The sequence below is a fragment of the Sinomicrobium oceani genome, assembly GCF_900119185.1.
In the GTDB taxonomy this organism is placed as follows: domain Bacteria; phylum Bacteroidota; class Bacteroidia; order Flavobacteriales; family Flavobacteriaceae; genus Sinomicrobium; species Sinomicrobium oceani.
This window is the reverse complement of the sequence record NZ_FPJE01000013.1, coordinates 13261-25974: the sequence shown is the minus strand read 5'-3', so window position 1 is coordinate 25974 and position 12714 is coordinate 13261. Positions and strand designations below refer to the sequence as shown.

Sequence of the window (12714 nt, the reverse complement as noted above, 5' to 3'; positions counted from 1 at the left end):
TTGAATACGTGTATTAATATCGTTGACAATCAGTGCTTCGAGAGAAATGATTTCAGGGCTTCCGGGAAGGGTTCTGCGGCAATGCCCCAGATCACAGGAAGAATAAAATAGACCGAAACGGTGACCAGGATGATGGATATTACATTAAGGGCTACGCCACTTTTCATCATATCCGGTATACGGAGATAGCCCGAACCGAATACGATAGCATTTGGCGGTGTGGCCACGGGCAGCATAAACGCACAGGATGCGGCGAGCGTAACTGCTGTCATGATCAGGAAAGGATGCAGGTCGAGCGACAGGGCCATGGGAGCAAGTATAGGCAACAACATAGCCGTAGTGGCCATATTGGAAGTAACTTCGGTCAGGAAATTGACGGCAGTGACCAGGAGTATAAGGATCACCCAGAACGGCATATTATCGAGCTCGGTCATACGTTCGGCTATCCAGTTGGCGAGACCGGTCTGTGAAAATCCTTCGGCGAGGGCCATTCCACCTCCGAACAACAGTATGATCCCCCAGGGTAGTTTTACGGCTTCTTCCCAGGAAATAAGGCTTCGTCTTTCGGATTTTGCCGGAATGATAAACAGGGAAACGCCTGCCATCATGGCGATAATGGTATCATCGATACCGGGAATCCACTGCTGGATCAGTGCACGGAATATCCATGCTGAAGCTGTGATGACAAATACAGCCAGAACGGCTTTTTCTTCATAGGTAACAGGACCGAGCTCCTGTTTCATATTTCTGATCTCTTCTTTACCCCCCGGGAAGGAAACTTCCCGCAGGTCATAAGCGTAGCGGGTAAGATATTTCCAGCTTATCGCCAGGAGGATTACAGCCAGAGGAAAAGCAAACCTGGACCATTCGAAAAAACCGAGCTTAACGCCATATATCTTTTCCAGTACCCCGGCCAGAACCAGGTTTGGCGGGGTACCTATCAATGTGGCAATTCCTCCTATGGAGGAACTGTATGCTATACCGAGCATCAGGGCTTTGCCGAAATCCGAAGACGTTGCGCCCGTGTGTTTCCGGAACTGATCTGCAATCGCCATACCTATGGGAAGCATCATTACTGCTGTAGCCGTATTGGATATCCACATCGACAGAAAAGCGCTCGCAATCATAAAACCGAGAATGATATGCGGAACTTTAGTACCGATAAGGGAAATAATACTCAAGGCAATCCGCCGGTGAAGTTTCCAGCGTTCTATGGCGATAGCCAGCATAAAACCTCCCATATACAGAAAAATGTATTTATGCCCGAAAGAAGCCGTAGTTATCCCGATAGGTACAGCTCCTGTCATGGGAAATAAAATGATAGGAAGCAAGGCTGTTACTGCGATGGGAACGGCTTCGGTGATCCACCATAAGGCCATCCATATCGTAATGCAAAAGACGTGATAGGCCAGGGGAGACATCGACTCCGGCCCACCGGTAATTTCGAGTAACAGGAATAATAACGGACCGGATATCCGGAACATATAGCGTTTTGCCGGTTTTCCGGGCTTACCGAATAAATTCATGATCAATAGCGTTTAAATCTCGTCCGGATGTACCGGACACTTCTCTGTAAACACGACAGCCCTCATGACTACGGGGTACAGTATCGTGAAATACCTATGAGGTTAAAAAACAACCTGAAGCAGGAGTTCGGCGCGGATCTCGTCCTTTCCCGCCTCGTAATCGATTTTGGAGAAACTGGTTTGCAGCTTAAAGGCATTGTTTTTAAAATATTTAGAAAACCCTATGGTGTAGGCCTTGGTATCCTGCAACAGGGAATTGCTGTAGTCCTTAAATTCGGGGAGCAGTTGTGTATACCGGAGATCAAGAGCATATCCGGATAAGGTCGCATATCCCAGCTGGGTATTCCAGGCATCACCGATAAGAAGGTAAGAACTGATCTGTTGCGGGGCCAGTGCAAGGCTTGCAGCTTCGTTGATATATATATCGTCCAGTCCGGTAGCCGAGGTATTGGCATATTCTCCCAGAAGAGAAAACCCCTGGTATTTTAAGAGGATGTCGGCATAGACCTTGCGATAATCCGGTAACTGAACTTTTCCATCTTCGTTATACAAAGCAAAATCACCGTGGCCTTCACCCATAGCATTACTGGCACCGTCGTTGTAACTGGCTGCCGCACCTACAACCATTTTCAGGGAAGATTCGTGCATAAGGTCTGCGGTCATACCGGTGTTCCCTTCACTGAAATACCCGAGCGGATATACATCAAGACGACCTCCGTATTTTAATCCGCCTTTGTCCGTATCCCTCGAATCCGATCCGAAGGAATTTCTTCCGTCCCCTGAAGTTATGGCAATCTGTGGCATGATTCCCGCTTTACCCCACTGAAACCTGCCCTCGGCATATAGCCCGAACTCCCGCCCGGTATCACTAAACACGGTGCTTATCATGCTGCGTTCCGTAAACTGCATTACATCTTCATCGTAGGTCATCTCACGGCTGTTGGTAAACGTACGCTTTTGCCCGAAGGTGATCCGGATATCATCGGTAGGGTGATAAGCAACCCAGGCATCCAGCAAAGGACTGTCCAGGCTGAAATCGGTCTGGATAAAAAAGCTTACCTTTTCTTTGAGTGCTTTTCCCGAAATATTAAAATAAGACCTTTTAGACCGGAACCGGTTCTCGGCTTTCTCATCTTTTATCCGGGAATAAGTGTATGACGGTTGTATAAAACCACCTATCTTAAATTGATAATCGCCGTTGTCAAAAGAAAACCGTAGTCCTTTTCCCAACTCAAAATCGGCCTTGTTGGTGTTTATTTTTTCTTCCTGTGCCAGGATGAGCTGTGCGGATAGAAAAAGAGCTGCAAAAACAAATATTTTTTTCATCTTATGTCGTGTTGGCTCGTTAAAGTTTGATGTTACTGTTATACCTGTAAACCGGTAATTCCTCGCCTTCTCCCGTAGGGATCAGGTTAAACGATACAAAGCTGTTGGAAGCTTCGGGTTCGAGGGTTTCTACGGCTAATCCTATATTCTTCTGGTCTGTATATATGATGAAACTTCCTTCCGGCAGGGTTATGGTTTTCGGGGACAGTGTGGTTTTTACGGTCTGACGGTGGGTCCCTTCGTATTTTTGGGCAGCCCTGTAATATTCCCTGATGCGATAGGTTTCTACCGGGATTTCCACGGTTTTGTCCGACATCTCTACGGTTACACCTAGAACCCGTAGTTTTTCTGCCATTTTTTCCTGGGTTGGTAACAGGATATAGGCTTTTGGCAAGGGACGGCCGAGCAACGGAGTAGATTGCAGAGCATCGCGGAGTATGACGGTCTCTTCCGTCTTTTTTTCTGTGTGGAGATCGATAAAATCAAGGGGGCGACGTAAAACCTTCCTCCTGGACTTCACAACTGCCGGGTCATCCTTGCGTTGTTCGGAACTTGCGGCGAGGACTTCCCGGATAGCATCTCCGTTTTCTGCGGCGGTTTTTATGTATGACAAGGCGATAAGAAACGTAGTCATTGTACGACGTTTGAACGATGTACGGCCCAGTCCGATACCCCGGACTTCCACCAGGGTGGAAATACAGTTTGCCAGGGCATAGGAGGTAGCGCTCGACCGGGCATTGACAGATCCCTGGTTGAACACCGTGTAGCCCTGGTAGTCCGAAGACGTAAAATACGCATGCGTGGTCAGGCCCTTTTTCCGAAGCCGTGTTTCTGTGCGTTCTACGAAGGCGTGTTCCGTATATTTTCTCAGGGGTTCGGGGACATTGAGATTACCGCTATAGAGAAACATCACGTCATAAGCATTGGTAAGCCCGAATGTGCCCATCTGAAGGTAATCCCGGCGATAAGGCCGGAATTCGTGAAAATCGAGAGCGACCTGCGCATTGAAATCCGTAAATGCCTGTTTGAGCACTACACTTTCCGGAACCATGAGTTTGGTCTGGTCCCGGTTGAGATCCAGTCCGTTAGCGGCAGGGCGTAATTGCTTGTTGGAGCCGTCTATATTGGCCATAGGAATAATACCTATTTCCACCCGGTCGAGTAGGTCCCGGTATTCCGGGTTTTCGAGCAGTTGTCCGATAAGGAATAGAACCCCTTCCGTACTTGCAGGCTCATTGCCGTGTATTCCGGCCTGTATCCATACCCTGATCTTTTCCGCGCTGCTGTTCGGGTTACTAATGAGAAGCAGGGGAATGGAAAGTCCTTTCTGGCTCTTCCCGATGTAAGATAGCCGTATGTTTTTTTGATGTTGCTTTACCAGGGGTTCCAGAAAAGACATCATTTCCGTGTAATTCGTAAAACCTCTTTTTTTAAGGAATGCAGGGGTATTAATCTCTGCCTCCATTTCGGGAAAGTACCGTGCGGTAATCTTTTTGCTCTGCGGATTAAATAATTGCGCGGAGCAAAAGGGGCCTGTACATGCTAATATCAGAATAATAAGTTTCTTCATGGCGTACGAGTTTAAAAACCAATGGTTAGTATGAGGCGTCCTACCCATTCGTTCCCGTCGATAGGATTCCCCGCATTATCATTAGAGCCCGGTGCGGCATCGACATAGGTAAACGATGCCTGGATTTTGGCGCCGTAGTTCCTGCTCAGGTATTTGCTTACCCCGATGGTATAGTAATTGGGTCTGTTATAGAACGTTCCATTGTTCATAAAGGAATATTTATCCGCTCTCAGATGGGTATATCGGGCATCTACGGAAATGAGATTGGTAAAAATGTATCCGGCCTGTATATTGTATCCTTCCCCGAGCATCATGCGGTTCTTTATATAATTGGCAACATGTTGTTGTCCGTCTATTTCAAAACCGGAGGATACCGAACCGTCATTCCGTACCCGCTGGGTAATATCTTTGCTGACCTTTGCAGAACCTTTGACGTATTCCCCGAGCATGGAGAATCCCTGGTATTTGAACATAAAGTCCACTCCGAGTTTTATAAAATCCGGTAATTCCTCTTCGTTGCGATCGTTGAGATAGAGAATACTGCCGCTGTTTCTTCCACGACGACTGCTTACCCCGTCGTTATAGCTGTAATTCATACCTACAACGAGTTTTGGGGTTCTTTCCCGGACGATATCCGCTTCACGGAACTGTCCGAAGTTGCTGAACAGTCCGAAAGGAAGGAAATCGAGTCGTCCGCCGTATTTGAGTCCTCCGTAATCCTTTTTAAAGGCATTTTGTCCGTCTCCGTTGGTTATGGCCACAGCGGGTCTCACGTACATGCCCCCGGGGGTAATACGATAGGTTCCGTCCAGAAAAACCCCGAATTCCCGTATGGTACTGAAGACGGAGGTAATCCTGCTCCGTTCGGGCAATTGCAGGGTTTGTGAATTGATATTCAGTTCCCTGTTGTCCGTTGGTGTTGATTTTTGTCCGAATGTCACAGACAGATTGTCATCGATACTGTACCGGATGTAAGCGTCGAGCAGAATATTGCTGTTGGCTTCGTCCAGATCGGCTTCGGATGTTCCACTGAGGTCGAGCCGCAACCGGTAGCTCAGCTTTTCGTCTGCGAGGCTTCCGGAGAGTTGCATCCGCAGGCGCCGCATCCGGAAACGGTTGTAGAGTTCGGAGTCGTCAGTACCCGTATATCTCTTGGTTTCCATATAGGGCTGAATAAATCCTTCCAGCCTCATTTTATATCCTTTTTCACCGGAAAAGTTCAGCCCTTCGCCAAAATTATATTTATCCAGATATATCTGGGCCGCTCCGAAAAGAGGTACCATCAGGATGGATATTACGAGAAGTTTTTTTATCGTTTTCATGGATGGTTTTGTTTAACTACGCTTCGAAGTTGCCCTTGACGAGTACCTTTTTATCACGCATCATTTGCTTGCCCATGGCAAAGACATCGGTAAGGTTAAAATCATCATCAAAACAGCAGATGTCGGCATCATATCCCGGTTTGAGATGTCCTTTCTGCTTCAGGGCAAGATTTTTGGCGGGATTGGAGGTAACCAGTTTTATGGCTTCCGATACGGGTAGTCCGCCTTCGCGGATAAGTGCTGCGGTCTGTTCCATATTGAGATGGATCGGGGCTTTGGTAAAGCCGATTAGTTTCCCGTTTTCGTCTGTTTTTCCCAGTCCTGCATTACCGTCGCTGCTGAAAGTGAGCTGGTCTATGGAGATTCCCTGTTCGAGGGCATAAAGTACCGATTTGTAGGGATCGGTATATTTGGTTCCTCCCGTGGTGATATCTATCATTCCGCCGAGTCTTGCAAACTGAAGAGACTGTTCGAACAGGGCCTTGGTACGTCCCACGTGGGTCGGCGAGATGTTTTCTATAGGGAATTCGTATTTTTCAACAAGTTCGAGCAGTATATCGATCTGTGAGGTCATTTTTCCGAGGTGGATATGGAGAATTCCCTTTTTTCCCGAAATCTGTCCGCCGACGCGTACCTCCCGCAAATGGCGAAGAAGTTCGGTAGCCGTAGGGTAGGAGGAGCGTTCATCGCTTATTGCTACCTTACATCCCAGCACCTTATCTATAAATACCATGTCATCCTGTATGGAGCCGGTTATTGTTACGGGGTCTATACTGAAATAACTGGTAAACATATATGCACTTATACCTTCGTTTGTCAGTGCCTTGGCTTTTGCATATAACGTTTTAACGCTTCTTGCGGTACCATCGGTACCCAAAAGCCCTACCACGGTGGTCGTTCCGCAGGAAATAAATTCGCCAAGCATAATTTCCGGGGTCATGGATGCATAACCGTGTTTGCCACCGGCACCGATAATGTGTACATGCTGGTCTATAAAACCGGGAGTTAGTGTTTTGCCCCGGGCGTCCCAGATCGTAAAGGTTTCATGCGGTGCTATGGAGTCTTCTATGGCGAGGATCTGCCGGTTGCCGATGAGGATATCTTTCTTTCCGAGATGTTCGGGTGCGTATATATTCGCGTTTTTGATTAAAGTCAACATAGAATAATGGATTATATGAACAGATATAAAATCATAACAATAAGGGCTGCACCAAGGGGTATGACGTTGCGTTTCACGATGTCGAACGGGGAAACTTCCGCAACTTCCGCCGTGGCGATCAGGACCCCGGCAACGGGAGAAACCGTTCTTCCCATAGAGGCTGAAAACTGCATGGGCAGAATCATGGCGGAACTCTTCATTCCGAGTTGTGCCGCGATATCGGGAACCAGCGGTCCGAAAGCAAAGAAAGAGGCATTTCCGCTTCCCATAAGCACGGATGCGAGGAAGATCATGACCGTCATCACGATGCCGATACCCGCCCCGCCCAATCCGAGGTTTTGCGAGGTTCCAACGAGCCCGTCTATAAACCCGAGACTGATCAGTCCTTTGGAAAAAATATCGGCAGCGATGATCAGGGTCACCACACTCTTGAAAATATTTCCCATGCCGTTCCAGAAAACGGACATGGACTTAAGGACTTCCCTCGGTTTTCTTTTTCGCACCAGTTCGAACGTCAGGGCAACGAACAGGCATATAAACATAACGGTTGTGGTATTGAGCTCGATGGGTATGGCAAAAAAGTCGAACAATTGAGAGAACAGAATGAGCAGTATCAACGGCAGTATCGGGATAATGGCGTAATACAGGGGTGCTTTCAGACGGGACTTTTCAATTTTCGGAACCGGGATTTCCTCCCGTTTCATTTTTTTGTCGTAGTACCTGTTGACAAAATAATAAGCGACCATCATGGTTATGCTAAGCGGAACGGCCAGCGGGATCTGGTCTTTCAGAAAATAAAATACCGTATCTTTTTCGATGATGGAAGTGGCGCTTGCCGTTATGGCCGACGCAGGTCCCATACCCATGGCTGTACACGACGTAATTACCGATACAGCAGACAACCTGCTCACTCCGAGGTTGATGAGTATGGGGAATACAGAGGCCATGAGCAACAGTCCCAGCCCGGCAGCCGACGGAATACAGACAAATAATAATTGTCCTATGGGGATGACCAGTACCGCTAAGAGATACGGTTGCCTGCTGAATAGTCGCAAGGGCTTCAGGGCCAGGTAAACCAGCGCCTCCGAAGCACCGATATCATCGATATAGGCCACAAAACCGCCGATAGCCATGATCATGAGTCCTACGCCGGCATTTGTCTCGGCAAATGAGCTATTGATATAGCGAAAAAGATCGAATACAAAAGGCCCTCCTGTGACTTCTACTGCGGGTTCATGACCCGGCAACCAGAAGGAAACAGCGAGCATAAGCAATCCGGCAATGAGCAATACCGCATGCGGGTAGAACTTTTTGAGCAGTAACCGGGCTACGATTACAATAAAAACTATGGCTATCAAAGGTCCGAGATAAGACATCCGTACTTTTTTTAAGGGTTAAAAGAACTACCATCCGTTTTGGTCCCCGGTGAGAACAACAGGCCGTTAACGTCGCTGTGTCTTGTAAAATCTCCCGTAATATCAGGATTCCTGGTATACGATTCGTTAGGATTATTGGACAGCGGTTCGATATCGAAAGTAATGATCACTTTTCCGTTTGTATCGGTGACCGTAAGTACATCTGCGGCATTGTTCAGATTGAGGTCTCCCGTAGTGGAGGTCTGTACGATCGCTCCGCCGAATGTTCCCGTAGGCGTTCCTCCGCCGAAGATGACCAGAACACCATGAGCCGGGATCACCGTACCTTCGGGGATAAGATGCCGCGGACTGTCATTTTCAAGGGCTTCGCTATCGTAGACTTTAAAGCCACTGACATCGAGAGGTTCCTCCGAATTATTGTACAGTTCTATGAATTCGTCTTCGTTCTGTGCATATACGCCATCTCCGTTGGCATCGCCGTCAAGACCGCTGTTGGAGGGGTCGTACAGGATTTCGTTCAGGACCAGCGGCACCGATTTGTCGTCATCCTCTATAGTGAGGACCAGCGGAGATGCCATACCGATCACTGCGTTACTGACATCAGATACCGTGATCTCTATGGTTTCATTACCTTCTTCATCCGTATCCTGTATAGCAGTGATAACGGTAGAAACCTTCGTTTCTCCGGCCGGAATAACGAGTGTAGTGTTTTCTACGGCATAGTCTTCATCGAGGGTTGCCGAACCGGAAAAAGATAAACTGATGGTTACATCGTTGTCGGTGATCTTGTTCAGCGTAGCCGTAATGGTAGACGATCCTTCGTTTTCGGAAAATGAAGCAGGGTCCGCACTGAGGATTACTGTAGTTTCTGCCTGGGCATCGGAAATGACCCCGCTGCGGTTAGCTTCTTCGAGCTGGTTGTATATGGCGGCAGGGATGATGATATCGCCGGTTTCCGGATCTCCGTCAGGCCCGGGGTTATCACTCAGGTCGAGCAATTCGTCAATCTGAAGATTGTTCGAAAGATCGATATTTATAAACTGGTGATTAGGCAAAAACAGGTGACGCAGTTGTGTGTTGGAACTCAGGTCCAGTTCGGTAAGTACTTCCGATTCGGTGGCGTTTCCGCTGGCACGGTATCGTAGCATGGTAAGCCTGGGGTTTCCGGAGAGATCGAGCTGACCGATAAGATTGAAGTTGATCTCCAGTTGCTCCAGTGCGATCAGTGCGGATACATCTATGTTCCTGACCGTGTTGGAGGTCAGGACCAGGTGTTGCAATCCTATAAAATATTCCAGTCCCGTAAGATCGCTGATCTTTAGCTCCGCAGTCGCGAGCCCCGCATTTTGAAGCGCTTCGATATTACTGCCGGTTTTGCTGAGTAAAAGTTCGCTTACCGATGCAACCTCCCGCGGATCGAGATAGTATTTTACTTCATTGTCTTCCGTTTGTTCGTAGACCCCGGGCGTACCGTTGTAGAGCATATATTCGCCGAAAGCTGCATCCGGTATCAGGACAGGTTCGGAAGGAATGACGACAGAACCTTCTTCGACATCGTCTGTTTTGCAGGATACCGCACTCAGCAGAAGTATTGTAATACCTAAAACATACAGAAAAGGAGTACTTGTTTTCATCTTTGACTTGGTTATGTTGTGCCTATGTTTTTATAAGTTTTTGCCGATTGACACCCCGGGAACATGGTTAAGGTTACGGGATTATTTTCGGCAATATATTTATCATGCAGTTAAGCTTAAAGAAGGGGCAATGGTTGCAGGTTTTTTATTTATGTAAAAAATTCGAGCTTATGATGTCAATATTTAAAAATAAACAGCCTTTTTTGATTAAAATCATATTTCAAAGAGACTAAAGTTTTTATTACCTTTAGCATACCAGTTAAGATTAATTATGACTACCAGTTTGGATATACTAACCCGGAAAGTGCTCGGAGAGCTGGATATACAGGTGTATCGTCAGGATCTGAGCCTGTACCTTCGTATCAGCGAATACCTGAAAAGCCGGATACTTTACCGCGAACTTCCCGAAGGGGCTCCGCTTCCTTCCACAAGAACGCTGGCCGGCTATCTCGGGGTATCGAGGAGTACGGCTATCAAGGCTTACGATCTCTTACTGCTTGAAGGGCTTATCGAAGTACGACAGGGGGCGCGATACAGGGTTAGGCGGATGGCACCGGAGGGATTATCCGATTATAAAATACCCGAAAACACGGTATATCCCGGAATTTCAGACAAGGGAAAAGCTTTTAAAGAAAATGTAGACCTGATCAATACGACTTCCGAAGAAGCTATAGCCTTTCGTCCGGGGCTTCCTCCGCTTGATATTTTCCCTGTAAATCAATGGAAAAACCTCTCCAATTACTATTGGCGGACGATAAAAGCTTCTTCACTTTCTTATTCGAATTCCTCCGGGGTTGAAGTGCTTAAGCGTAACATTGCCGGGTATCTGAATATGATGCGCGGAATCCGGTGCGATCACGAACAGATCATTATCGTTTCCGGGTCTTTACAATCTTTATATCTTATAGGGAATGCCCTTATTAACCGTGGCGACCGGATGGTCCTGGAAAATCCGACTTTTCCCAATGTGCATTCTATTTTCCGAAGCCTGGAAGCTGATATCGTTCCGGCTTCGACAGATGGGGAGGGGATACGTCTTCCGGAAGAAGATGTATTACCCTCGCCGAAACTGATCCACATCACGCCTTCCGGGCATTATCCTACAGGAATAAAAATGAGTGGTCATCGTAAGCAGGAACTGCTGAAATGGGCCTCGAAACACGGCAGTATCATCATAGAAAACGATTACGAACACGAAGTTAGTAACTGGGGGGTAAAAGAGCCTTCGGTATTCAGTATGGACCCGGACCAGCGAACAGTGTTCCTCGGAACATTCAATCGTCTCCTGCATCCGTCTATACGTCTCGGATATATGATTGTTCCTCATTATCTTCTGGATACCGTCAAAGCGTTGCAGAAACATTCACATCGTTTTGTTTCGCCATCCAACCAGGTGGTCATGAACCAGTTTATCGAAAAAAACTACCTGTACCACCATATCAGGAATGTAATTGAGGTTGCGGAGGAACGGCGGGAGCTTTTTACGGAGGCCGTCCGGCAAGAATTTCATGCTTCATTTCAATTGAGGGAGCATACCACACGGAGCCTGCATGTGTTAGGTGATATCTCGTTGCCGGTATCGGACCAGGAGGTTATCCGGAGATTTAAGGAAAAACACCTCACGGCACATGCCTATAGCAAGTGTTTTATAGACCATCCGGAAAACGGACTGATTCTGGGGTATGCGGCCGTTCGAAAACCACTGATTCCCAAAAAAGTGGGAGAAATGGCAACGATATACAACAAGATGATCATGGAATACACCGACCGGTAACCCTACTGGTATGCAGATTTGAGGGCTACAGGTATGCTGTAGCGTGCATGCCAGCGTGTATATTTAGCCCTTTGCAAATCCTTAGTTATGAGGAATTTTCTGATCACCTTACTGATTTTTATATTGATGTGTAGCTGCGATAACAATGATGTTTCGTCTCCTGATAATGAAGTCCTTTCCGGTACGGGGAGTTTTAGTTATTCGGGCTATGCTCCTTTGCGTGAATCTCCCGTAAGGGTATATTACTTTATTCCGGACGGGGATGTAACACAAATGCCTGTACTTTTTGTTTTACACGGGGCTTCCAGAAATGGTGCCGATTACAGGGATGCCTGGACAGCGACGACAAAGGCGTATAAAGCAATAATCGTAGCTCCCGAATTTTCGGATAATTTTTATCCGGGGGGAAGCAGTTACAATCTGGGAAATGTATTCATCAATGGTAACAGGCCGTCTGCAAGCACACTGAATCCAAGAGACCAATGGACTTTTTCCATACTCGAGCCTTTATTTGATGAGATTAAATTGCGTACCGGGAACAGGGCCGATACTTACGATATTTACGGACATTCCGCCGGAGCCCAGTTTGCGCACCGCTTTGTAATGTTCGAACCCGAGGCGAGAGCAGCAAGGGTCATTGCTGCTTCTTCGGGTTGGTACACCGTTCCGGACCGAGAAGTACATTTTCCTTATGGGATAGCAGAAAGTCCCGTATCCCTGATCTCTCCGCATGACTATTTTTCGAGAGCGCTGATACTACAGATAGGGGAGAATGACAATAATCCGGATAGTGCCGGGTTGAGGCATCATACGGAACTCGATGCGCAGCAGGGGACCAACCGTTATGAAAGGGCTTTGTATTTCTTCCGTATTTCAGATCGTATAGCTACCGGTCTCGGAAGTCCCTTTGCCTGGAAGCTGGACATTGTTCCGGGTGCCGGGCACGATTTCCGGCAGGCTATTCCGTCTGCAGCACGTATTTTATACGGTGACCGGTGACCGGTGACCGGTGACCGGTGACCGGAAA

General features: G+C 47.5%; 9 protein-coding genes. 2 read left to right on the top strand and 7 right to left on the bottom strand.

The features are described 5' to 3' along the window. Nucleotides 1–29 precede the first annotated feature (29 nt). The 7 genes from BT112_RS12500 to BT112_RS12470 form a co-directional block, all read right to left on the bottom strand. Entirely contained in the window at nucleotides 30–1526 is a 1497-nt protein-coding gene (locus BT112_RS12500; protein ID WP_072317727.1) for an SLC13 family permease, read from the bottom strand. Nucleotides 1527–1628: 102 nt separating this feature from the next. Beyond that, the gene (locus tag BT112_RS12495) at nucleotides 1629–2852 is read right to left on the bottom strand and encodes a porin family protein (RefSeq protein WP_072317726.1); all 1224 of its coding nucleotides are present in this window, start codon (nucleotides 2850–2852) and stop codon (nucleotides 1629–1631) included. A gap of 19 nt (nucleotides 2853–2871) precedes the next feature. Then, nucleotides 2872–4422: a M14 family metallopeptidase gene (locus tag BT112_RS12490; protein WP_083564912.1), complete on the bottom strand. Its 1551-nt coding sequence runs from the start codon at nucleotides 4420–4422 to the stop codon at nucleotides 2872–2874. Between the two features lie 11 nt (nucleotides 4423–4433). Further along, on the bottom strand, nucleotides 4434–5744 hold the full coding sequence (locus tag BT112_RS12485) for a porin (RefSeq protein ID WP_072317724.1): 1311 nt from the start codon (nucleotides 5742–5744) through the stop codon (nucleotides 4434–4436). Between the two features lie 16 nt (nucleotides 5745–5760). Continuing rightward, the gene (gene iadA, locus BT112_RS12480) at nucleotides 5761–6903 is read right to left on the bottom strand and encodes a beta-aspartyl-peptidase (RefSeq protein ID WP_072317723.1); all 1143 of its coding nucleotides are present in this window, start codon (nucleotides 6901–6903) and stop codon (nucleotides 5761–5763) included. 11 nt (nucleotides 6904–6914) lie between these two features. After that, on the bottom strand, nucleotides 6915–8279 hold the full coding sequence (gene dcuC, locus BT112_RS12475; protein WP_072317722.1) for a C4-dicarboxylate transporter DcuC: 1365 nt from the start codon (nucleotides 8277–8279) through the stop codon (nucleotides 6915–6917). A gap of 11 nt (nucleotides 8280–8290) precedes the next feature. Next, nucleotides 8291–9913, bottom strand: coding sequence for a lamin tail domain-containing protein (locus tag BT112_RS12470; protein WP_139276182.1), 1623 nt, complete (start codon nucleotides 9911–9913; stop codon nucleotides 8291–8293). Between the two features lie 271 nt (nucleotides 9914–10184). Here BT112_RS12470 and pdxR point away from each other — a divergent pair, with 271 nt between their 5' ends. Together pdxR and BT112_RS12460 are read left to right on the top strand one after the other, a co-directional pair. Further along, a complete protein-coding gene (gene pdxR, locus BT112_RS12465; protein ID WP_072317721.1) occupies nucleotides 10185–11687 on the top strand; it encodes a MocR-like pyridoxine biosynthesis transcription factor PdxR in 1503 nt (500 codons plus the stop codon). Between the two features lie 87 nt (nucleotides 11688–11774). After that, the gene (locus BT112_RS12460) at nucleotides 11775–12686 is read left to right on the top strand and encodes an alpha/beta hydrolase family protein (RefSeq protein WP_072317720.1); all 912 of its coding nucleotides are present in this window, start codon (nucleotides 11775–11777) and stop codon (nucleotides 12684–12686) included. Nucleotides 12687–12714: the final 28 nt, after the last annotated feature.

Excerpts from the sequence above, each read along its gene's own strand:
- BT112_RS12500 (WP_072317727.1), bottom strand. The coding sequence starts at position 1,526 with ATGAATTTATTCGGTAAGCCCGGAAAACCGGCAAAACGCTATATGTTC.
- BT112_RS12495 (WP_072317726.1), bottom strand. The coding sequence starts at position 2,852 with ATGAAAAAAATATTTGTTTTTGCAGCTCTTTTTCTATCCGCACAGCTC.
- BT112_RS12490 (WP_083564912.1), bottom strand. The coding sequence starts at position 4,422 with ATGAAGAAACTTATTATTCTGATATTAGCATGTACAGGCCCCTTTTGC.
- BT112_RS12485 (WP_072317724.1), bottom strand. The coding sequence starts at position 5,744 with ATGAAAACGATAAAAAAACTTCTCGTAATATCCATCCTGATGGTACCT.
- iadA (WP_072317723.1), bottom strand. The coding sequence starts at position 6,903 with ATGTTGACTTTAATCAAAAACGCGAATATATACGCACCCGAACATCTC.
- dcuC (WP_072317722.1), bottom strand. The coding sequence starts at position 8,279 with ATGTCTTATCTCGGACCTTTGATAGCCATAGTTTTTATTGTAATCGTA.
- BT112_RS12470 (WP_139276182.1), bottom strand. The coding sequence starts at position 9,913 with ATGAAAACAAGTACTCCTTTTCTGTATGTTTTAGGTATTACAATACTT.
- pdxR (WP_072317721.1), top strand. The coding sequence starts at position 10,185 with ATGACTACCAGTTTGGATATACTAACCCGGAAAGTGCTCGGAGAGCTG.
- BT112_RS12460 (WP_072317720.1), top strand. The coding sequence starts at position 11,775 with ATGAGGAATTTTCTGATCACCTTACTGATTTTTATATTGATGTGTAGC.